We start from the raw sequence: 19,513 nt of genomic DNA on the forward strand, positions 1-19,513 counted from the left end.
TGACATCTGCCGCGCGTCGGCCTTGGATGGCGCCCGTGCGCTACTCCGATGCGCCGGCCCGCCGGCAGGACGTCCTCGACCGGCTCACGGCCAGCGGGTACGTCTCGTCCGCCGACGTCGCGGCCGAGCTCGGCGTCTCGGAGATGACGATCCGGCGCGACCTGCGGCGGCTCGCCGACGAGGGCCTCGCGCGTCGCGTTCCCGGGGGCGCCAGCCTCCCGGGCGCGGGCGGAGCCGAGCCGTTCGAGGAGCGCCGGGCGAGCGCGGCCCCGGCCAAGCGCGCGATCGCGCGGACCGCGGCCCGGCTGCTGGACGGCGCGGGCTGGGTCTCGCTCGACGCGGGCACGACGGTCGCCGCGATCACGGAGTTCCTGCCCGACGAGGTCTCCGTGGTGACCCACTCGCTGCCGGTGATCATGGCCTGCGGTCCGGGCGACGGCCGCGAGCTGGTCGCTCTCGGGGGCTTCTACGAGCCGACGACCCGCTCGTTCACGGGCCCGGCCACGTGGACCGCGGCGCGCGACCTGGCCGTCGACGTCGCCGTGGTGTCCTGCACGGCCGTCGACGAGCGTGGGCTCTACTCCGCCAACCCCGTGGATGCGGAGATCAAGCGCGCGCTGATCGCCGGCGCCGACCGTGTGGTGGTGCTGGCCGACCGGCACAAGCTCGGCGCCCGCGCCTCGGTGCGGTTCGCGACTCCCGACGCCGTGACCGTGCTCGTCACCGACGCGTCCCCGGAGGCGTTGGCCGGCTGGCCGTACGCCGACGTGCTGCATGCCCGTGCCTGACCCCGGGCTCCAGCTGGGGGTGGTGGCCGACGACTTCACCGGGGCCGTCGACCTCGCCGCCGCCGTCGACCTGGCCGGACTTCCCGCCGCCGTGCTGCTCGACCCGGAGGAGCCGGTGCCGGACGTCGCGTGCGCGGTCGTCGCCCTGAAGTCGCGCACGGCCCCCGTCGGGGAGGCCGTGACCGACTCGGTCGCGGCGGCGCGGGCGCTGCGAGCCGCCGGCGCCCGCTGGATCTACCAGAAGTACTGCTCGACGTTCGACTCCACCGACGAGGGCAACATCGGGCCGGTCGCGGACGCGCTGATGGACGAGCTCGGCGCGGAGACCGACCTGACCACGCCCGCCACCCCGCAGGTCGGGCGGACCGTCTACCGCGGGCATCTCTTCGTCGGCGACCGGCTGCTCTCGGAGTCCTCGCTGCGCGACCACCCGCTGACCCCGATGACCGACCCCGACCTGGTGCGGGTGCTCGCGCGACAGAGCCGGCGGCCGGTCTCGCGCGGCTCCCTCGCCCCGGGCCACGTGGTGCTCGACGCCCTCAACGACGCCGACCTCGACGCGCACGCCCGGTCGCTGCTCGACCGGGCCACGCAGGGCCGGGTGGACCTGTGGGGCGGAGCCGCCGGACTCGCCGCCGCGCTCGCCCGGGCCCTCGGCCGCGGGGCCCACGCCCCCACGGCCATGCCGGTCCCGCCGGGGCGCCGGCTCGTCGTGGCCGGCTCCTGCTCGGAGCAGACCCGCGCCCAGGTCGCCCGGTTCACCGGGCCGGCGTACCGCGTCGAGCCCGGCGGGGCCGACGCGGCGCTGGCGTTCCTGGCGAGCACGCACGAGCCGGCTCTGGTGTACTCGACGGCCGCCCCGGACGAGCGCCTGCCCGGGCGCGCCGGCGACTTCGAGGCCACCCTCGCCGAGGTCGCCCGGCGCGCGGTCACGGAGCTCGGCGTCACCCAGCTGCTCGTCGCCGGTGGCGAGACGTCCGGTGCGGTGGGCCGGGCCCTGGGGCTGCGTGCGCTCGAGGTCCGCGAGCACGTCGCTCCGGGCCTCGCCTGGTGCAGCCCGCGCCCCGACCCCGGCCTGCGGCTGCTGCTCAAGTCCGGCAACTTCGGCGACGACGGCCTGTTCGAGGAGGCGTGGCTGTGAGCCCCACGATGGACGACCTCCGGGCGGCCGTGGTGGCAGCGGCCCGGCGGCTGGCCGCGCGCGGGCTCTCGCCCGGCAGCTCCGGCAACATCAGCGTTCGCGTCGGCGACCGGTTGCTGATCACCCCCACCGGTATCGGCATGTCCGACGTGCGGCCCGGTGACCTCGCGCTCGCCCCGGTCGCCGAGGGCGACCCGGAGTCGGGCCGGCCGTCCAAGGAGCTGCCGCTGCACCGGGCGGTGTACGCCGCCCGCCCCGACGCGGCCGCGGTCGTGCACCTGCATGCGCCGTGCTCCACGGCGCTCAGCTGCCTGACCGATCCCGCGCCGTGGCTCACGCCGTACCAGGTGACGAAGGTCGGGCCGCTCCCGCGCGCGCCCTATGCGCTGCCGGGCTCGGCCGAGCTCGCCACCGGCGTCGCGGAGCTGGCCGGTCAGGCGCCGTGCCTGCTGCTGGCCAACCACGGCAGCATCGCGGCGGCCGCCTCGCTCGGCGCCGCGGTCGACACCGCGGAGGAGATCGAGGCCGCCGCCCAGCTCGTGCTGACGCTGCGCGCCCTGCCGTTCGTCGCACTCACCGACGCGCAGGTCAACGAGCTGCGCGCGCGACTCTGAGGTCCCCCACCCCGGGCCCCGGCGTCAGGTGGCGGTCACCGTGTGAACGCGGGAGGCGAGGTCGGCGCGCAGCTCGGCCCGGTGCTCACCGTTGGTCCACGTCAGCACGAGCACGCCGGCGCCGTCCCGGGTGGCGGTGAACTCGCCGTCGAACGCCGGGTGGCTGCCGCGCAGGCGGATCAGGTCGAGCTGGGCCCGGACGACGGGGCGCGCCAGGGCGGCGTCGATCTCCGCGGCGGTGTAGCGGTGGCGGTTGATCTCGCGGCCCACGCCGGTCTGCTCGGCGAGCGCGACGTCGTTGCTGCCGGCGAGCAGGCCGACGTAGTAGACCTGCGGGCGCCCGGGCGTGAACAGCTGAAAGGCCCGAGCGAGCAGGTAGGCGTCGTCGTCCTCGCCGAGCACGCTGTAGAACGTCGAGTTGATCTGGTGCGGGAGCGCCGCCCAGGCCACCGGGGTCGAGGCGCGTGCGGACTCGCCGTTCGTACGTCGCGCGGCGGCCTCGAACACCGCGGCCATCTCGTCGTGGTCCATGAGACCGGGCCACTCGCGCGCCGGTCCGGCGTCGATCACCCCGATGCCGTCGTGGGTGTCGAGGACCGTGATCGCGTTGGTGGGGCGGACCCGCAGCCACTCGTCGAGCTTGTCGACCGCCCCGGTCTCGAGCGCCTCGAGCAGCAGCGGCGGGAGCGCGAAGTCGTAGATGAGGTCGGTCACCGCCGCGACCGCGCGCTGCTGGCTGTGATGGGCGTGCACCTCCACCAGCACCTCGAGGCCCTCGGCGTGCGCGAGCTCGGTGACCTCGTGGACGAACTCCAGCGTCTGCTCGGTCATGAAGCTGTCCGTGCCGGCGGTCTTCACGGCGTACCCCACGGCGTCGAGACGGGCCGTGCGCACACCGGCCTCGGCGAAGGTGCGCATCACCCGGGACAGGTACTCGCGCGCCACCGGGTGAGCGACGTCGAGGTCGACCTGGGAGGGCATGAACGTGGTCCACACCAGGCGGCGGGTGCCGTCGGCCATCGCGTACGGCGTGAACGGCAGTCCAGCACGCGGCCGGTAGATCGCGGTGATCCCGGCCTCGGTGCCGCCGTCGGGGAAGACGGTGTCGAAGGTGAGGAACATCCCGGCGTGCGGCGACTCCTCCCCCCGCGCCAGCCAGTCCTGGAACTCCGCGGAGTCGGCCGAGACGTGGTTGACGATCACGTCGGCGGTGACCTCGAGACCGGCCTCGCGCAGGGCGAGGACGTCGGACCAGTCGCCCAGACGCGGGTCGACCGTCGTGTGGTCGACGGGGTCGAAGCCGGCGTCGTCGCCGTCGTACGGTGTGAAGAACGGGAGGATGTGCACGCCCGCGAACACCGCGAACGGGCTGTCGGTCAGCAGCCGCCGCAGCCCGGCGAGGTCACCTCCGAACCGGTCTGCGTACGTGAGCAGGTGCACCCCGTTGCGTCGCTGTTCCACCGTGGTCCTCTCGTGTTTGTGGAAACGATCCCATACTCTGGTCTCCTGGTGCCACGATGGCACCTCCACACGCCCCGTGAGCACGAGAGGTAGCAAGTCCATGAAGGTCGCGGTCATCGGCGCCGGCTCCACCTACACCCCCGAGCTGGTCTCGGGCCTCGCCGCCCAGCAGGCCCGGCTGTCCGTCGACGAGCTGGTGCTCATGGACATCGACGGCGCCCGGCTCGAGGTGGTGGGCGGTTTCGCCCGCCGGATGCTGGCCCACCAGGGGCTCGCCACCGACGTCCGCCTGACCACCGATCGCACCGAGGCGGTCCGCGACGCCGACGCCGTGCTGGTCCAGCTGCGGGTCGGCGGCCAGACCGCGCGGCTGGCCGACGAGACGTTCCCCCTCGAGTGCGGCTGCCTGGGCCAGGAGACCACCGGGGCCGGCGGGCTCGCCAAGGCGCTGCGGACGGTGCCGGTCGTGCTCGAGATCGCCGAGGAGGTGCGCCGCCTGGCAAAGCCCGACGCGTGGTTCATCGACTTCACCAACCCCGTGGGCATCGTGACCCGGGCGCTGCTCGACGAGGGGCACCGGGCGATCGGCCTGTGCAACTACGCGATCGGGGTCCAGCGCTGGATGGCCCGGCTGCTCGAGGTCGACCCGGCACGCATCGAGGTGGACCCCGTCGGGCTCAACCACTTCTCCTGGATGCGCCGGGTGTTCCTCGACGGCGAGGACGTGCTGCCCACGCTGTTCCGCGACCGGATGGACGAGCTGCTCGGCCGCTCGCCGTTCCCCGAGCACCTGGTCCGTCTGCTCGGCGCCCTGCCGTCCTACTACCTGCGCTACTACTACTTCCACGACCAGACCGTGGCCCAGATGAAGGCCGACAAGCCGCGCGCCACCGTGGTCGCCGAGCTCGAGGCCGAGCTGCTCGAGCTCTACCGGTCGCCGGACCTGGTCGAGAAGCCCGCCCAGCTCGAGCACCGGGGTGGTGCGTTCTACAGCGAGGCGGCCGTCGACCTGCTCGCCTCGCTGCACGCACCGGAGCAGAGCGCGCACGTGATCAACGTCCGCAACAACGGCCTGATCCCGGGGCTCGCCGACGACGACGTCATCGAGACGCGCTGCCTGGTCAGCGCCGCCGGCATCGAGCCGCTCCCCCAGTCCGAGATGTCGCCGTTGATGCTCGGGCCGGTGCAGGCGGTCAGCGCCTACGAGCGGCTGGCCGCCCGGGCCGCGCTCTCGGGCGACCCCGACGACGTACGCCGGGCCCTGCTCGCGCACCCGCTCGTCGGGCAGTGGGAGCTCGTCGAGGGCCTGGTCCCACGGCTGTTGGAGACCAGCGCGGCGTACCTCCCGCGCTTCGCGCGGTGAGCGGGGACGCCGGCGTCCTCGCGGTCGACGTCGGCAACTCCAAGACCCACGTGGCCGTCACCGACGCCGACGGCCGGCTCGCCGGCGTCGCCGCCGGGCCAGGGCTCGTGACCGGTCACCTGTCCCCCTCCGACTCGGTCGAGCACGCACTGGAGCTGGCGCGGCGCGCCTGCGGCGTCCGGACCGGCTTCGCCGCCGCGGCGTTCGCGATGGCGGGGCTCGACCTGCCGCGCCAGGAGCAGGAGATGTCGGCGCTGGTCGAGGCCGCGGCGGTGGCCGGGCGCGTGACGGTCCGCAACGACACGTTCGCGGTGCTGCGCACCGGGTCGGCATCCGGCGAGGGGGTCGCGGTGGTGGCGGGCGCCGGCATCAACTGCGTGGGCGTCCGAGGCGACCGGGTGGCCCGGTTCCACGCGATGGGCCGGCTCAGCGGCGACTGGGGCGGGGGCTACGACGTGGGCGGCGACGCCCTGGCGCTGGCGTGCCGCGCCGAGGACGGCCGGGGCGAGGACACGCTGCTGCGCCTCCGGGTGCCCGAGCACTTCGGGCTCGCCCGTCCGCTGGAGGTCACCGAGGCGATGATGACCGGGGACCTCGGAGTCGACCGGCTCCTCGAGCTCGCACCGGTGGTGTTCGCGACGGCCGCGGAGGGGGATCCGGCCGCCATCTCGATCGCGCACCACCTCGCCGACGAGGTCGGACTGCTCGCGCGCACCGCGCTGGAGCGTCTCGGTTGGGGCGAGGACCCGGCCACGGTCGTGCTGGGAGGTGGTCTCCTCCAGTCGCGCGACCCGCTGCTGGTCGCCCGGATCCGCGGTGTCTTCGACGACCTGCCGGTCGAGGTGCGCGTCAGCGACATCCCTCCGGTCGTGGGCGCCGCCCTGATGGCCCTCGACCTGGTCGGCGCAGCCGCCGCCGACGTACCGGTCCTAGCGGCCGCCGCGCGCACCGCCCTCGAGGTCTAGACCATCGGGCCGAGATCCGGGCCGCGCGTGAGATCCGCGGCGGTGCCGGACAGTTCCAGGTGTGACGGCAGCGGATGACAGCGAGGTCCGACGACCCCGCAGACGACCAGGTCCCCACCGGTCGATCCGACCACCGCTCCCCCACCCCGAGAGCTTCCTTCCCAGGGCCGTGATGTCACGGGGGTGGTCATCGGCCTGAGCGCGGTGATGTCCCGGGGGATCACCGCCGTACGCGCTGGCGTCTCCGCGTCGGAGACGCCAGCGCGTGCCTGTGGGGGCACGGTGTTGTGCTTCGATGAACGCCGCAGATCTGACCGGATCGGGCCAGGAAAGGGATCGGCGTGGACGTCGGGGAGTTCGAGGAGTTCTTCGAGCTCATGCGACCTCGGCTGCTGCGCCACGCCATGCGCAGCCTGGACGCCGACACCGCCAACGAGGCGGCGATCTCGGCCCTGCACACCATCTGGACCAAGAACCTGCCGGCTCCCTCGACCCCTACCGAGGAGCTGCAGCTCCACGCGTTCGCCTACCGGGTCCTGGAGGGCAACATCCGCAACGCCCGACGCGCCAGCGCCCGGCGGGCCCGCCTGCTGGATGCCGTCGCCGAGCACCACCTGACCGACCGCACGGCGGAGCCGGACGTGGCCGACCAGGTGCAGGAGCGGGAGGCCGAGGAATCGGCCAGCCTGCTGCTCGCCCAGCTGCCCGAGCGCGAGCGCGCGGTCGTCACGTTGGTGGTCGAGGGGTTCCGGGTGGCCGAGATCGCCGAGATCCTCGACAGCTCCCCCGGCGCGGTCAGCATGCGTCTCCGGCGAGCCCGCAACCGGCTCGCCCAGGTGATCCGTGGGGAGGTGGACCGATGAGGCGGAAGAAGGCCGCAGCACTCGAGGACGACGTCCGCGCGCTCCTCGCCTCAGCCGGCGCATCGCAGCCCGCTCCCCGCGAGCTGACCCAGGACGAGACGCTCCGCACCGACGAGGTGGCGCGCGCCGCCCTCGAGCGGATCGTGGCCAGCCCGCGTGACGAGACGCCCGGTCGACCGGCCCGTCCGGGCCGGCTCGACGCACACCGCAGGGTGCGCTCGCTGGCGCTCGGCTCGCTCGCCGCCGTGCTCGCGGTGATTCTCACGATCACGCTCCTCGCCCAGCCCTGGCAGCAGGACCGCGAGCGGTCGCGTCCTCCCCAGGCCGAGCCCACGACCTGGACGAGCCCGCCGCTCCCGACGTTCTCGCTCGCGTCCTTCGACGACGACTCCACCCTCCACGGCGTGGCCGCTGACGACGCGCTGGAGGATCTCGCGGACCGGGCCGCCGCGCAGCCCGCCAGCAGCGACGGTCCCGTCCAGGAGGTCGTGCTCGACGGGTGGTTCCTCACGAAACGCGCGAAGGACGCCCCCGTCGCGGGGGCGGACCTGGTGCCGACGATCGTGCGACGCTACCTCTTCCCGGACGGGCGCATGCGCAGCCTCGAGACGCGCGGCGCCCCTCTGGACGTGCACGGCCAGGTCGAGGACCCCAGCGCCGGTCCCGAGCCGACCACCGACGAGACCTTCGCCGGCCCGAGCGAGGGCGCGGACTACCCGGCACACCTGCCCCGCGACCCGGCCAGGCTGATCCACCGCCTCGTGTCCAGTCCGGTGGACTGCCCCGTGCTCGCCGCTTGCCTGAGCTTCGAGCTGGTCAACCTGCACTACACCTGGGTGCTGCCGCCCGATCTCGTCGCGGCGCTCTGGCGGACCCTGGTCGGCCAACCCGAGGTGACCTACCTCGGCACGACCGTCGACCGTCTCGACCGTCCGGCGGTCGGGTTCAGCGTGCCGTCGGCCGACGGCACGCGGACGACGATCCTCTACGCCGATCCGGAGACCGGTGCGTTGCTGGGCAACGAGGACGTGCTCCTGCGCGGCGGCAACGACTTCGGCGTCACGCCTCCGGCGGTCACGGCCTTCACCGCCCTCGTGGAGTCGCGGCGGATCCCCTTCACCGAGGTTCCCGAACGCCAGCGCTGAGGGCTGGCCGGCTCAGCAGCCGGTGGTGTCGGAGAGGTAGACCTTCACGGCGGCGCCGTACGCCGGGTCGACGCTGGAGTCCTGGGCCTGCGGGGCGTAGCAGGTCGAGGTCGTGCCGCTGCTGGAGTAAAGCCGCGCGGACTTGGCCCGGTTGTTGTAGATCGACCCGACCGCGACGTCGAGCGTGCGGGTGACGTCCTGGCCGGTCCGGTAGGCGAACGAGCCGATGTAGCCGCCGGCGGCCCAGATGCAGAACTGTCCGGACGCGCACTGGCCCATCGAGTTTGCCCCGGCGTCGACCGCGACGAAGACCGTGCCGTCCCCGTAGTAGACGCGGTTGCCCACCACGGTGCCGCCCGGAACCGCGCGCAGCTGGGCGGACAACGCCTGTGCGGCGGTGGCGGTGGGTGCCGGTGCCCTGGCGACACCTCCTGTCGCGCTGGCGGGAACCGCGGCGAGCGAGGTCGCGAGGAGGGTGAGCAGGGGCAGGAGGAGGGAACGGCGAACCACGCCCTGCATCCTGTCGAGGTCGCGATGACGCCGCAGGCGTTCGCACCTCGGGTCATGGGCGGTCTGGACCGCCCGGTCCGGGCCGGCTCCGCGAGCCGGCCCGGACCTGGATCCTCAGGCGAGGTCGAAGCGGTCGAGCTCCATGACCTTGACCCACGTGGCGACGAAGTCGTGCACGAACTTCTCGCGGGCGTCCTCGCTGGCGTAGACCTCGGCGAGCGCACGCAGCTGGGAGTTCGAGCCGAAGACCAGGTCGACCGCGGTGGCGGTCCACTTCACGGCTCCGGTGGCGACGTCGCGGATCTCGTAGACGCTCTCCTCCGACTCCGAGGCCTTCCACACCGTGCCCGGCGAGAGCAGGTTGGCGAAGAAGTCGTTGGTCAGCACACCGACCCGGTCGGTGAGCACGCCGTGCGCGGCGCCGCCGACGTTGGTGCCCAGCGCTCGCATGCCGCCCAGGAGCGCGGTCATCTCGGGGGCGGTCAGGCCGAGCAGGTAGGCCCGCTCGACCAGCTGCTTCTCGGGCTGCAGCTTGTCGCCCGTGCGCAGGTAGTTGCGGAACCCGTCGGCACGCGGCTCGAGCACGCGGAAGGAGTCGACGTCGGTCTGCTCCTGGGTGGCGTCGGTGCGCCCGGCGTGGAACGGCACCGTGACCTCGACGCCGGCGTCCCGGGCGGCCTTCTCGACCGCCGCGTTGCCGGCCAGCACGATCAGGTCGGCCAGGGAGACCTGGGCGCCGCCGGCGGCGTTGAACTCCGAGCGGATCGCCTCGAGCTTCGCGAGGACGGCGGCCAGCTGCTCCGGCTGGTTGACCGCCCAACTGCGCTGCGGCTCCAGGCGGACGCGGGCGCCGTTCGCGCCACCGCGCTTGTCGGTGGAGCGGAACGTCGACGCCGACGCCCAGGCGGTGGTGACCAGCTCGGAGACGGTGAGCCCCGACTCGAGGACCTTCGACTTCAGCGTCGCGACGTCGGCGTCCGAGATCAGCTCGCCCTGGTGCGCCGGCACCGGGTCCTGCCACAGCTGCGGCTCGGGCACCCACGGGCCGAGGTAGCGCGAGACCGGGCCCATGTCGCGGTGCAGCAGCTTGTACCAGGCCTTGGCGAAGGCGGCCGCGAACTCGTTGGGGTTCTCGAGGAAGCGGCGCGAGATCTTCTCGTACGCCGGGTCGAAGCGCAGCGCGAGGTCGCTGGTCAGCATGGTCGGCTTGCGCTTGGGCGAGTCCGCCGTCGGGCCGGGGATGATGTCCTCGGCGTCCTTGGCGACCCACTGCTTGGCGCCGGCCGGGCTCTCGGTCAGCTCCCACTCGTAGCCGAACAGGATCTTGAAGAAGTCGTTGCTCCACCGCGTCGGCGTGGTGGTCCAGGTGACCTCGAGACCCGAGGTGATCGCGTCGGCGCCCTTGCCGGAGCCGAACGAGCTCTTCCAGCCCAGGCCCTGCTCCTCCAGCGGCGCGGCCTCCGGCTCGGGACCCACCAGGTCGGCGTCACCCGCGCCGTGGGTCTTGCCGAACGTGTGGCCGCCGGCGATCAGCGCGACGGTCTCCTCGTCGTTCATCGCCATCCGCGCGAACGTGTCGCGGATGTCCTTGGCCGACGCGACCGGGTCGGGGTTGCCGTTGGGACCCTCGGGGTTGACGTAGATCAGGCCCATCTGGACCGCGCCCAGCATCTCGTCGAGCGAGCGCTCCTCGGCGTACCGCTCGTCGCCCAGCCAGGTGTCCTCGGGACCCCAGATGACCTCCTCGGGCTCCCAGATGTCCTCACGGCCGAAGCCGAAGCCGAAGGTCGAGAAGCCCATGTCCTCCATCGCGACGGTGCCGGCGTAGACGAGCAGGTCGGCCCAGGAGATCGCCTGGCCGTGCTTCTGCTTGACCGGCCACAGCAGGCGGCGGGCCTTGTCGAGGTTGGCGTTGTCGGGCCAGCTGTTGAGCGGCGCGAACCGCTGGCTGCCCTCGCCGGCGCCGCCACGGCCGTCGTAGATGCGGTAGGTGCCGGCGGCGTGCCAGCTCATCCGGATGAACAGGCCGCCGTAGTGCCCGAAGTCGGCCGGCCACCAGTCCTGGGAGGTGTTGAGCACGCTCACGATGTCGCGGCGCAGCTCGGCGAGGTCGAGCTTCTTGAACTCCTCGGAGTAGTCGAAGTCCGGACCGAGCGGGTTGCTCTTCGACGACTGGGTGTGCAGGACCGACAGGTCGATCTGGTTGGGCCACCAGTCCTTGTTGGTGTGCGGGCGGCCGCCGTTCTTGGGCGTCGGCGAGTCGATCGCGGGGTTCTCGCTCTCGCTGCCCTGACCCGTGGCGCCGTCGTGCGCCACCGGGCATCCACCCTCGGCCTTGCGGTCCACGCCCTGCGGGCTGGAGCCCTCCTCGCTGGGGGTGGTCACGTTGTCCTGGCTGTCGGTCATGATCTTCCTTCCGGGCGGTTGTTCACGTGTCACGAACGGGTGGGCGAGCAGGAGGGGCACAGGCCCCAGAAGACGACCTCGGCCTCGTCGATGGTGAAGCCGTGGTCGTCGGAGGCATGCAGGCAGGGGGCCGAGCCGACGGCGCAGTCGACGTCGGCCACGGTCCCGCAGGAGCGGCACACCAGGTGGTGGTGGTTGTCGCCGGTGCGCGCCTCGTATCGCGCGACCGAGCCGGCCGGCTGGATCCGGCGGACGAGCCCGGCAGCGGTGAGGGTGTGCAGGGAGTCGTAGACGGCCTGGTGGGACACCTCGGGCAGCTCCTCGCGCACCGCGCCGATGATCGACTCGGTGTCCGCGTGCGCGTGGGTGTGCACGGCCCCCAGCACCGCGACCCGTGGACGGGTCACCCGCAGCGCGGCCTCCCGCAGCATCCGCGGGTAGTCCGATGGCGTCTGCACGCCCCGCATCCTGCTCGCCTTTCTTGAACGAGTCAAGAAAAAGCAGGTGAAATCGCAAGGCCGCCGCCTAGCAGGAGGTCAGCGACGCCTGACGTCGTCCCACGTCCGCCGCACGGAGTGGCCCGACATGCTCGGTTTCACCGATCCCTCCCTCGCCGTGACCTGTGGGGCGCGCCCGTCACACGGCGAGACGCCAGGTCCTCAGCGGGACTTGTAGAGCACCAGGCCGTTGCCCTGGTTGTCGTACACGACCGCGCGACGCTCGTGGGCGTCGTCGTACGGCGCGGTGACGATCGCGCCACCGCTCTCCTCGATCGACCGGGCCAACCCGTCCACGTCGTCGGTCCGGACGGCGACCACGGTCTTGCCGGGCAGCGGGTGGTCGAGGGCGGTGGCGAGCGCGATCGTGATCGAGCCGCCGTCGAGCGCGGCGTAGTGGGTGCCGTCGCGGAACTTCAGCGCGAAGCCGAGGGTCTCGGTGTAGAACCGGATCGACTCGTCGAGGTCCTCCGTCGACAGGACGATCTGGCGCACCTCGTGCTCGCTCATCGGCGTCTCCAATTCCCTCTCACGTGTCGTCCGGCTCGGCAGCAGCCTCGCACGCCCCGGCCAGCGCCGTCGCGCGGGCACGCCAGCGAGCGCTTGGGCGGCGTTCAGGTTCGGGTGGTCCACTGGAAGGGAGACGCCGTCGGATGCAGGTTTCGGGGGACGACAGCAGGGGGGTCGCGCGTGCTGGTGATCGTGGCACTGGTCAAGGACGTCCAAGCCAACATCGAGCGGTTCCTGGAGCTCAACCTCACGAACGGCGCCGACGGGGTGCTGCTGTTCCTGGACACGGACACCCCGGATCTGGTGGTGCCACCGGCGTACCAGGCTCACACCGTGGTGGTGCGGCTCGGCGACCGTGACTGGGGGCGGGCCGGCGCTCCACCGCTCAACGGCCGCCAGCGCATGGTCGCCAACCTCGCCCGGGTCGCGTGCGCGCGGGTCGGCGGCGTCGACTGGTTGTTCTTCATCGACGGCGACGAGGTCGCCCTGCTGGACCGCACGATCCTCGACACGGTCCCGACGGCGCTGTCAGCGGTCCGCCTCACCCCGCTGGAGTCCGTGAGCGACCCCGACACCGACGAGACGCTCTTCAAACGCCCCCTGACGAAGCAGGAGCTGGGCAGCCTGACCCGCGCGGGCCTGCTGTCTCGTCCCAGCAACGCCCGCTACTTCCACGGCCACCTCTCCGGCAAGGTCGGCATCCGACCCTTCCGGCCCGCGCGCTTCCGCGTGCACACAGCCGTGGACCTCGAGGGCGAGGAGCTGCCCGCGTTCGAGCATCCGACCCTGCGCCACCTCCACTTCCAGTCCACGACGTACGACGACTTCGTCCGCAAGTGGCACGCGCTGGCGACCTCGGGCTCGCCGCCGGGCGTCCGTGGGCGGCGAGGCGAGATCCTGGAGGCCTTCCGGGACCTGGAGGGGCAACCCGCCGAGGTCCGAGAGGCCCGCCAGCGCGAGCTCTACGCCCGCCATATCCGAGACGACGGCGAGGCGCTCCAGCGGGCCGGCGTGCTCGACCGCGTCGACCTCTCCGTCGTCCGCAGTCGCCCCCGGCCCGCCGCACCCGACCTGATGCGTCGCCTCGACGAGGAGATCACCAGGCTCTCCGCCCTGCCTCGGCGGCTGTTCCTGCCCCGCGTGCCCGATCACGTCCTGCGCGAAGCCCTCGCTCGCCTGTCCGGCTGAGGCTGCAGGGCCCGCCGAGTCGGCGCAACTGCACGCCCCAGCACGCCGAGTCGGCGCAACTGCACGCCCCAGCACGCCGAGTCGGCGTCGTACAGAAACGAGACAGGCCCGGTCACCCATAGCTGCGCTGGGTGCCGGACCTGATCTCGTCGGTCGGTGGAGCTGAGGGGATTCGAACCCCTGACCTTCTCATTGCGAACGAGACGCGCTACCAACTGCGCCACAGCCCCAGTGCGTCCTACGACGCGGTGGGAAACGTTAGCACCAGCCCCACGCGTGCACCGAATCGGCTCCCCGAACCACCGAGCGAACGGTCAGAACTCCCGGCTCGACGGTCAGAACCCCCGACTCGACGAGCAGTTGTCCCGAATCGACCGGGGTCAGGAGCCGACGGCGCGGTGGTCGTCGCCGTCCTTGCGGGCCTGGCGAGCCACGCGGTCGGCCTCGTCGGCCTCGCGGGCGATCTGGGCGTCGGCGTCGGTGCGGCCCGAGGTCCACACGCCGCTGTCGTCCAGCGCGATCGTGCGGACCGTGCGACGGGTCGCGGCGGGCTTGTTGACGTACGTCGGGAGCGTGACCGGCACCGGGTCCCACAGCGCCGGGTCGACGATGGCCGCCATGCCTGCAGAGGTGTCGGCCAGCGGGTCGACCTCGTCGGTGTCGTCGAGGAGGATCCGGGCCGCGGGTGCCTCGGCGGGCACGTCCTCGGCCGGGATCTCGACGGGCATCCGGGCGGCGGGGTTCAGTGCCCGGCGCTCGCCCTTGACCATGATCCGGCAGGTGACGAGCCAGGCGACGAGCAGACCGGCGGGGATCGCGACGTACCACCAGCTGATCAACCCGAACGCCGCGACGCCGACGACCGCGAGGTTGGCGAGCAGGATCAGGCCCAGCACGTTGCGGCGCCGCTTGGTCGCTCGCTTCGCGGCCGCGCGCCGGGCGCGCACCTGGGCCGGGGTGAGGACGGGAGCGGGGGTCTCGACAGACGCGGCGACCGGGACGGCCTCGCCGGCGGGGCGGCCGGGGGTGACCAGCCGGGCGCTGCGGGTGTCGACCGGCTCCCGGCGCGCCAGCACGCGCATCGTGTGCGAGAAGCGGTCCACCGAACGGCTGCTCGCGGCGTCCTCGTGGCGTCGGAGCGCCATCGGGACCAGGTAGGCAGCCCACGCCACGGCAAGGGCGACGAAGATCAGAGCGCTGGCGTCCACAGGTCAGAGGTTAGGAGTGTTAGCGCACGCCACCTCGGATGTCCACAGGTGTGTCGCAAATTCACTCGTGTGACTGGTGTGACCGAACCCGGGCCAGCAGGCCTCCCGGACACTCCTCCACGGTCACCGCGTAGAGCCGGTGATCGCGCCAGTCGCCGTCGATGTGCAGGAACTTCGGGGCGTAACCGACCTCGCGCAGGCCGAGCTTCTCCACCACCCGCAGGGAGTTGGAGTTCTCCGGGCGGATCGCGATCTCGATGCGGTGCAGGCCGGCCCGGGTGAAGCAGTGGTCGATCACCAGCGCCACCGCGCGCGGCATCACCCCGCGGCCGGCGTACTCGCGGTCGAGCCAGTAGCCGACGGAGGCGAACTGCGCCGACCCGCGGACGATGTTGTTGACGGTCACCTGGCCGGCGAAGCGGCCGTCGACCTCGATCGCGAAGGGGTACGTCGTGCCGGCCCGGGCCTGCCGGTGCAGCCGCCGGACCAGCTGGCGGAACGTCGATGGCCGCGCGTCGGCTCCCGGGGGCACCGTGGCGTCCCAGGGGCGCAGCCAGACCGTGTTGCGGCGACGCGCCTCACGCCACGCGGCAGCGTCGGAGGTCGCGAGCGGGCGGACCGTGACCTCGTCGGAGCGCAGCGTCGCGGGCCAGCCGTTCAATGGTCGCTCCCCACGACCTGCTCGGCCGCGTGCACCAGCACCGGCCGGAGCACCTCGAGACCGTCCTTCACTCCCCCGCGAGAGCCCGGCAGGTTCACCACCAGGCAGGTGCCGACGACGCCGGCCAGACCGCGGGAGAGCACGGCGGTGGGGACGCCCTGGGCGACGCCGTACGCGCGGATCGCCTCGGCGATGCCGGGCACCTCCCGGTCCAGCAGCGGCCGGGTCACCTCGGGGGTGCGGTCGGTCGGCGTGAGCCCGGTGCCGCCGGTGGTGAGCACGACCCGGGCGCCTCCCTCGGCGGCCGCGGCGATCGCGGCACCGACGGGTTCGCCGTCGGGTACGACGACCGGGGCACCGACCACGAAGCCGAGCTCGCGGAGGAACTCCTCGATCAGCGGGCCCGTCGTGTCCTCGTAGACCCCGGCGGCCGCGCGGTTGGAGGCGACGACGACCTCGGCGCGCATGCTCACGACCGGCTCCAGTCGCCGGACTTGCCCCCGGCCTTGGTCTCGACGCGCACGTCGGTGATCACCGCGCCCTTGTCGACGGCCTTCACCATGTCGACGACAGTCAGCGCCGCGACCGAGACCGCCGTGAGCGCCTCCATCTCGACGCCGGTGCGGTCGGTGGTGCGCACGGTGGCGTGGATCTCCACCGCCTCGTCGGTCACCGCGAGGTCGACGCTCACCCCCGAGATCGCGAGGGGGTGGCACAGCGGCACGAGGTCGGGCGTCCGCTTGGCGCCCATGATTCCGGCGATCCGGGCGACCGCGAGCGCGTCCCCCTTGGGCACGCCCTCGCCGCGCAGCAGGGCGACGACCGCGGGTGACACCAGCACCCGGCCGGACGCGGTCGCGACGCGGGCCGTCACGTCCTTGGCGGAGACGTCGACCATCCGCGCGGCCCCGGCCTCGTCGACGTGGGTGAGCCGTTCGGAGGGTGCGGACACTAGAACTCCTCGTCGAGCCTCTGGACCTGGACCTGCGCGCCGGCCTCGAGGGAGGTGACGTCCTCGGGCACGACGACCAGTGCGTCGGACGATGCCAGATCGCCGATCAGGTGGGAACCGTGGCCACCGACGGGCGTCACCGACGCGCCGGCGCGGCCGGCGAGGTCGAGGGAGTACTCCGCGCGGACGAACTGCCGCTTGCCGGCGGGCGAGCCGATCGCGTGCGTGAGCCTGGCCGTGGTGGTCGGCCGGGCGTACGGCGTACGACCCATCAGCTTGCGGATCGCCGGCAGCACGAACTGCTGGAAGGAGATGTACGACGACACCGGGTTGCCCGGCAGCGTGAAGATCGGCGTGCGGTCCTCGCCGACGTGCCCGAAGCCCTGCGGCTTGCCGGGCTGCATCGCCACCCCGCCGAACCACACGGTGCCGAGCGGCCGCAGCGCCTCCTTGACGACGTCGAAGTCGCCCTGGGACACCCCGCCGCTGGTCACGACCAGGTCGGCTCGGACCAGCTGGTCGTGGAGCGCGTCCAGGAACGCCCGCGGCTCGTCGGGCACGATCCCGACCCGGTAGGCGATCGCGCCGGCCGCCCGGGCCGCGGCGGCCAGCAGGAAGGAGTTGCCGTCGTAGATGGAGTCGTGGCCGAGCTCGCTCCCGGGCTCACGCAGCTCCGAGCCGGTCGAGATCACCACCACCCGCGGGCGCGGCCGGGACCGGACCGCGGCCCGGCCGATCGAGGCCAGCAGTCCCAGGTGCCGCGGGCCGAGCACGGTGCCGTAGGACACGACCAGGTCGCCGGCCGACACGTCCTCACCGGCGGGCCGGACGTGCTGCCCCAGCGCCGGGGGCCGCTCGATGCGGACCTGCGCGACCCCGCGGTCGGTCCACTCGTAGGGCACGACACTGTCGGCCCCGGCGGGCATCGGCGCTCCGGTCATGATCTTGACGGCAGTGCCCGGCGACATCGCCAGCAGCCGCGCCTGGCCGGCTCCGATCTCGCCCACCACGGGCAGGTGCACCGGGGTCTCCTCGGTGGCGGTGCTGACGTCCTCGTGGCGTACGGCGTACCCGTCCATCGCGGAGTTGTCGAACGACGGCAGCCCGATCGGCGCGACCACGTCCTCGGCCACGGCGAGCCCGAGCGCGTCCATCAGCGGCTGCGGGAAGTCCGGCAGCGGCTCGATGGCCGCGAGGATCCGGGCGAGGTGGTCGTCGACCGAGGTGAGCTCCGCGGGCTGCTCAGCCATCGGCGAGGACGGCGTCGGCGCCGATGCGCTGCGCGGAGGTGGCCTCCAGCGTCACGTCACCGATGACCTGCACGCCGTGGGCGAACGTCCAGTCGCCCTCGACCCGCAGCGACCGAGCCTTCTTCATCGACGGCGCGCCGTCGGGGAAGCGCTTGTCGAACTCACCGACCAGCTTGTAGAAGTGGCCGTCGAGGTCCACGTACGGCAGCTCGGCGGCCGCCTGGTCGAGCACGAAGTCCGTGCCGATGTCGTAGACGTCCGAGCGCAGCACGAGCAGGTCGTTGGTGGTCTTGACGGGCACGAACCGCTCGCGACCCACCTCGATCAGCCGCGACCCCTCGAAGATCTCGATCGCCGCGCCCATCGCGGTCTCGATCTGGATCACCTCGGGCGTCGACGGGTCGCCGGGGTCGAGGGTCTTGACGTTGCGGATCAGCGGCAGCCCGAGGATGCCCTGACGCACGTCGAGGGCCTCCTTCATCGCCACGAGGTCGAACCACAGGTTGTTGGTCGAGCAGAACTTGTGCCGGTCGAGGTCGGCGAGCGCGTCCTTGTCCTGGTCGGGGGTCTGCGCGGTCTCGCGCAGCACGATCCGGCCGTCGATCTTGCGGCGCGCGAAGTGGCCGCCCTTGCGGTCGGACGGCGTACGTCGCACGGCCTCGATCGCGAACGGCGCGCCCGAGGTCGCGAACCAGCCGGCGACCCGGGCGTCGGGGACCGCGCCGAGGTTGTCGGAGTTGGACACGAACACCCGCTTGTAGCCCGCCTCGAGCAGCCGCTCGAGCAGGCCGGTGCCGCGCAGCGCGGTGTAGAGGTCACCGTGGCCCGGTGGGCACCACTCCAGGTCGGGGTCCTTGGGCCAACTGGCCGGCGAGAGGTCCTTGGCGAGCAGCTTGGGCTCCTTGTTCTGCAGGAACTCCAGCGGCAGACCCTCGACCGGCAGGTCCTCGTAGCGCGCCAGCGCCGCCATCGTGTCGGCGGAGGTGCGGAAGCTGTTCATGAAGATCAGCGGCAGGGTCGCGCCGTACTCCTTGCGCAGGTGCAGCACCTGGCGCGCGATGATGTCGAGGAAGGACAGCCCGCGCCGCACGCACAGCAGCGACTTCGCGCGGTCCATGCCCATCGAGGTGCCCAGCCCGCCGTTGAGCTTGATCACCGCGGTCGTGCGGATCGCCTCCGCCGCGGCCTCGTCGGACACGTCCACCGACCGCAGCGACTCCATGTCCACCGGGTCGATCGACGACTCGGGGATCATCCCGGTCTCGCCGTGCTCGAGGAGGCGGAAGTAGTGGGCGAACGTCTCGATCGCGACCTCGTCGACGCCCTCGGCGGCCATCTTGTCGCGGGCTCGTTTCAAGCCAGGGCTTCCCATGTTCACGATCGTAGGCTTCCCCCGTGACCGGCTCCCAATCACCCATCGCATCGCCCGCCAAGTCGGCGGTCCGCGACCGTCTGCTGACGACCCGTCACCGGCGTCCGCTGGTCGAGGTGGTCGAGGCGGCGGACGCGCTCGCGGAGCAGCTGATGACACGTCCGGAGGTACGCCGGGCGGCGACCGTGGCGGCGTACGTGTCGGTCAGCGCCGAGCCCGGCACCGGCCCGCTGCTCGAGGCGCTGCGCGCCGCGGGCAAGCGGGTGATCCTGCCGGTGGTGCTCCCCGACCTCGACCTCGACTGGGCCGCCGACGACGGCCGGCTCGTGTCGGCCCGCCGGGGTCTGCTGGAGCCGGCGGGGCCGCGGCTCGGCGTGGACGCGATCGCCACGGCGGACGTCGTCCTCGTGCCGGGCCTGGCCGTCTCACCGACCGGCGATCGCCTGGGGCAGGGGGGCGGCTGCTACGACCGGGCGCTCGGCCGGGTGCCGGCCGGGACGTTCACCTGCGTGCTGCTGTACGACGACGAGGTCGGCGTCGAGGTCCCCGTGGAGCCCCACGACCGCCCGGTCGGCTTCGCCGCCAGCCCGTCGGGGGTCGTCCGCCTCCGATGAGGCGG

Annotated in this window: 20 protein-coding genes and 1 tRNA gene; 9 read left to right on the top strand and 12 right to left on the bottom strand. The window is 72.8% G+C overall.

Annotation, left to right across the window (positions count from 1 at the left end):
* Positions 1-35 precede the first annotated feature (35 nt).
* Genes AC3ANS_RS19465 through AC3ANS_RS19475 form a run of 3 tightly spaced genes read left to right on the top strand, consistent with a single transcriptional unit; the run spans position 36 to position 2,543 of the window.
* A complete protein-coding gene (locus AC3ANS_RS19465; protein ID WP_488293231.1) occupies positions 36-788 on the top strand; it encodes a DeoR/GlpR family DNA-binding transcription regulator in 753 nt (250 codons plus the stop codon).
* On the top strand, positions 775-1,929 hold the full coding sequence (locus tag AC3ANS_RS19470; RefSeq protein WP_488293232.1) for a four-carbon acid sugar kinase family protein: 1,155 nt from the start codon (positions 775-777) through the stop codon (positions 1,927-1,929). The genes AC3ANS_RS19465 and AC3ANS_RS19470 overlap by 14 nt, the downstream gene beginning before the upstream one ends.
* Positions 1,926-2,543 carry a class II aldolase/adducin family protein gene (locus tag AC3ANS_RS19475; RefSeq protein ID WP_488293233.1) on the top strand — a complete coding sequence of 206 codons (618 nt, stop codon included), beginning with the start codon at positions 1,926-1,928 and terminating at the stop codon, positions 2,541-2,543. The genes AC3ANS_RS19470 and AC3ANS_RS19475 overlap by 4 nt, the downstream gene beginning before the upstream one ends.
* 24 nt (positions 2,544-2,567) lie before the next feature.
* On the opposite strand, the gene gtfA is transcribed toward AC3ANS_RS19475, so the two are convergent.
* Positions 2,568-4,004 carry a sucrose phosphorylase gene (gene gtfA / locus AC3ANS_RS19480; RefSeq protein ID WP_488293234.1) on the bottom strand — a complete coding sequence of 479 codons (1,437 nt, stop codon included), beginning with the start codon at positions 4,002-4,004 and terminating at the stop codon, positions 2,568-2,570.
* A gap of 100 nt (positions 4,005-4,104) precedes the next feature.
* On the opposite strand from gtfA, the gene AC3ANS_RS19485 reads away from it, so the two are divergent.
* The 4 genes from AC3ANS_RS19485 to AC3ANS_RS19500 all read left to right on the top strand — a co-directional run bounded on the left by AC3ANS_RS19485 (position 4,105) and on the right by AC3ANS_RS19500 (position 8,340).
* Complete coding sequence (locus AC3ANS_RS19485; RefSeq protein WP_488293235.1) at positions 4,105-5,367, top strand: 6-phospho-beta-glucosidase; 1,263 nt, start codon at positions 4,105-4,107, stop codon at positions 5,365-5,367.
* Positions 5,364-6,332, top strand: coding sequence for an N-acetylglucosamine kinase (locus tag AC3ANS_RS19490; RefSeq protein WP_488293236.1), 969 nt, complete (start codon positions 5,364-5,366; stop codon positions 6,330-6,332). Before AC3ANS_RS19485 ends, AC3ANS_RS19490 begins: the two co-directional genes overlap by 4 nt.
* Before the next feature lie 341 nt (positions 6,333-6,673).
* Positions 6,674-7,195 (top strand): RNA polymerase sigma factor, encoded by a 522-nt coding sequence (locus tag AC3ANS_RS19495; RefSeq protein ID WP_488293237.1) that lies wholly within the window; start codon positions 6,674-6,676, stop codon positions 7,193-7,195.
* Entirely contained in the window at positions 7,192-8,340 is a 1,149-nt protein-coding gene (locus tag AC3ANS_RS19500) for a hypothetical protein (RefSeq protein ID WP_488293238.1), read from the top strand. Before AC3ANS_RS19495 ends, AC3ANS_RS19500 begins: the two co-directional genes overlap by 4 nt.
* A gap of 12 nt (positions 8,341-8,352) precedes the next feature.
* Here the strand turns inward: AC3ANS_RS19500 and AC3ANS_RS19505 are convergent, their stop codons facing one another.
* From AC3ANS_RS19505 to AC3ANS_RS19520, 4 genes are all read right to left on the bottom strand, one after another.
* Positions 8,353-8,850 (bottom strand): peptidase inhibitor family I36 protein, encoded by a 498-nt coding sequence (locus AC3ANS_RS19505; RefSeq protein ID WP_488293239.1) that lies wholly within the window; start codon positions 8,848-8,850, stop codon positions 8,353-8,355.
* 114 nt (positions 8,851-8,964) lie between these two features.
* Positions 8,965-11,256 carry a catalase/peroxidase HPI gene (gene katG, locus AC3ANS_RS19510; protein WP_488293240.1) on the bottom strand — a complete coding sequence of 764 codons (2,292 nt, stop codon included), beginning with the start codon at positions 11,254-11,256 and terminating at the stop codon, positions 8,965-8,967.
* A 29-nt stretch (positions 11,257-11,285) separates the two neighbouring features.
* Complete coding sequence (locus AC3ANS_RS19515; RefSeq protein WP_488296529.1) at positions 11,286-11,687, bottom strand: Fur family transcriptional regulator; 402 nt, start codon at positions 11,685-11,687, stop codon at positions 11,286-11,288.
* 228 nt (positions 11,688-11,915) lie between these two features.
* Complete coding sequence (locus tag AC3ANS_RS19520) at positions 11,916-12,263, bottom strand: VOC family protein (RefSeq protein ID WP_488293241.1); 348 nt, start codon at positions 12,261-12,263, stop codon at positions 11,916-11,918.
* A gap of 180 nt (positions 12,264-12,443) precedes the next feature.
* Here AC3ANS_RS19520 and AC3ANS_RS19525 point away from each other — a divergent pair, with 180 nt between their 5' ends.
* Entirely contained in the window at positions 12,444-13,451 is a 1,008-nt protein-coding gene (locus AC3ANS_RS19525) for a hypothetical protein (RefSeq protein WP_488293242.1), read from the top strand.
* A gap of 157 nt (positions 13,452-13,608) precedes the next feature.
* Here the strand turns inward: AC3ANS_RS19525 and AC3ANS_RS19530 are convergent.
* From AC3ANS_RS19530 to AC3ANS_RS19560, 7 genes are all read right to left on the bottom strand, one after another.
* Positions 13,609-13,681: transfer RNA gene (locus tag AC3ANS_RS19530), tRNA-Ala, on the bottom strand.
* A gap of 150 nt (positions 13,682-13,831) precedes the next feature.
* On the bottom strand, positions 13,832-14,659 hold the full coding sequence (gene sepX / locus AC3ANS_RS19535) for a divisome protein SepX/GlpR (protein WP_488293243.1): 828 nt from the start codon (positions 14,657-14,659) through the stop codon (positions 13,832-13,834).
* A 61-nt stretch (positions 14,660-14,720) separates the two neighbouring features.
* Positions 14,721-15,320, bottom strand: a complete 600-nt coding sequence (locus AC3ANS_RS19540; protein ID WP_488293244.1) for a GNAT family N-acetyltransferase — start codon at positions 15,318-15,320, stop codon at positions 14,721-14,723.
* Positions 15,317-15,787, bottom strand: a complete 471-nt coding sequence (locus AC3ANS_RS19545) for a MogA/MoaB family molybdenum cofactor biosynthesis protein (RefSeq protein WP_488296530.1) — start codon at positions 15,785-15,787, stop codon at positions 15,317-15,319. Before AC3ANS_RS19545 ends, AC3ANS_RS19540 begins: the two co-directional genes overlap by 4 nt.
* A 2-nt stretch (positions 15,788-15,789) precedes the next feature.
* Positions 15,790-16,218 carry a cyclic pyranopterin monophosphate synthase MoaC gene (moaC, locus tag AC3ANS_RS19550; protein WP_488296531.1) on the bottom strand — a complete coding sequence of 143 codons (429 nt, stop codon included), beginning with the start codon at positions 16,216-16,218 and terminating at the stop codon, positions 15,790-15,792.
* A 53-nt stretch (positions 16,219-16,271) separates the two neighbouring features.
* On the bottom strand, positions 16,272-17,522 hold the full coding sequence (glp, locus tag AC3ANS_RS19555) for a molybdotransferase-like divisome protein Glp (protein WP_488293245.1): 1,251 nt from the start codon (positions 17,520-17,522) through the stop codon (positions 16,272-16,274).
* Complete coding sequence (locus AC3ANS_RS19560; protein ID WP_488293246.1) at positions 17,515-18,879, bottom strand: UTP--glucose-1-phosphate uridylyltransferase; 1,365 nt, start codon at positions 18,877-18,879, stop codon at positions 17,515-17,517. The genes glp and AC3ANS_RS19560 overlap by 8 nt, the downstream gene beginning before the upstream one ends.
* Before the next feature lie 38 nt (positions 18,880-18,917).
* On the opposite strand from AC3ANS_RS19560, the gene AC3ANS_RS19565 reads away from it, so the two are divergent.
* Positions 18,918-19,508, top strand: coding sequence for a 5-formyltetrahydrofolate cyclo-ligase (locus AC3ANS_RS19565; RefSeq protein ID WP_488293247.1), 591 nt, complete (start codon positions 18,918-18,920; stop codon positions 19,506-19,508).
* The last annotated feature ends 5 nt before the right edge of the window (positions 19,509-19,513 follow it).

It is taken from the genome of Nocardia sp. 149-1B (genome assembly GCF_057747975.1).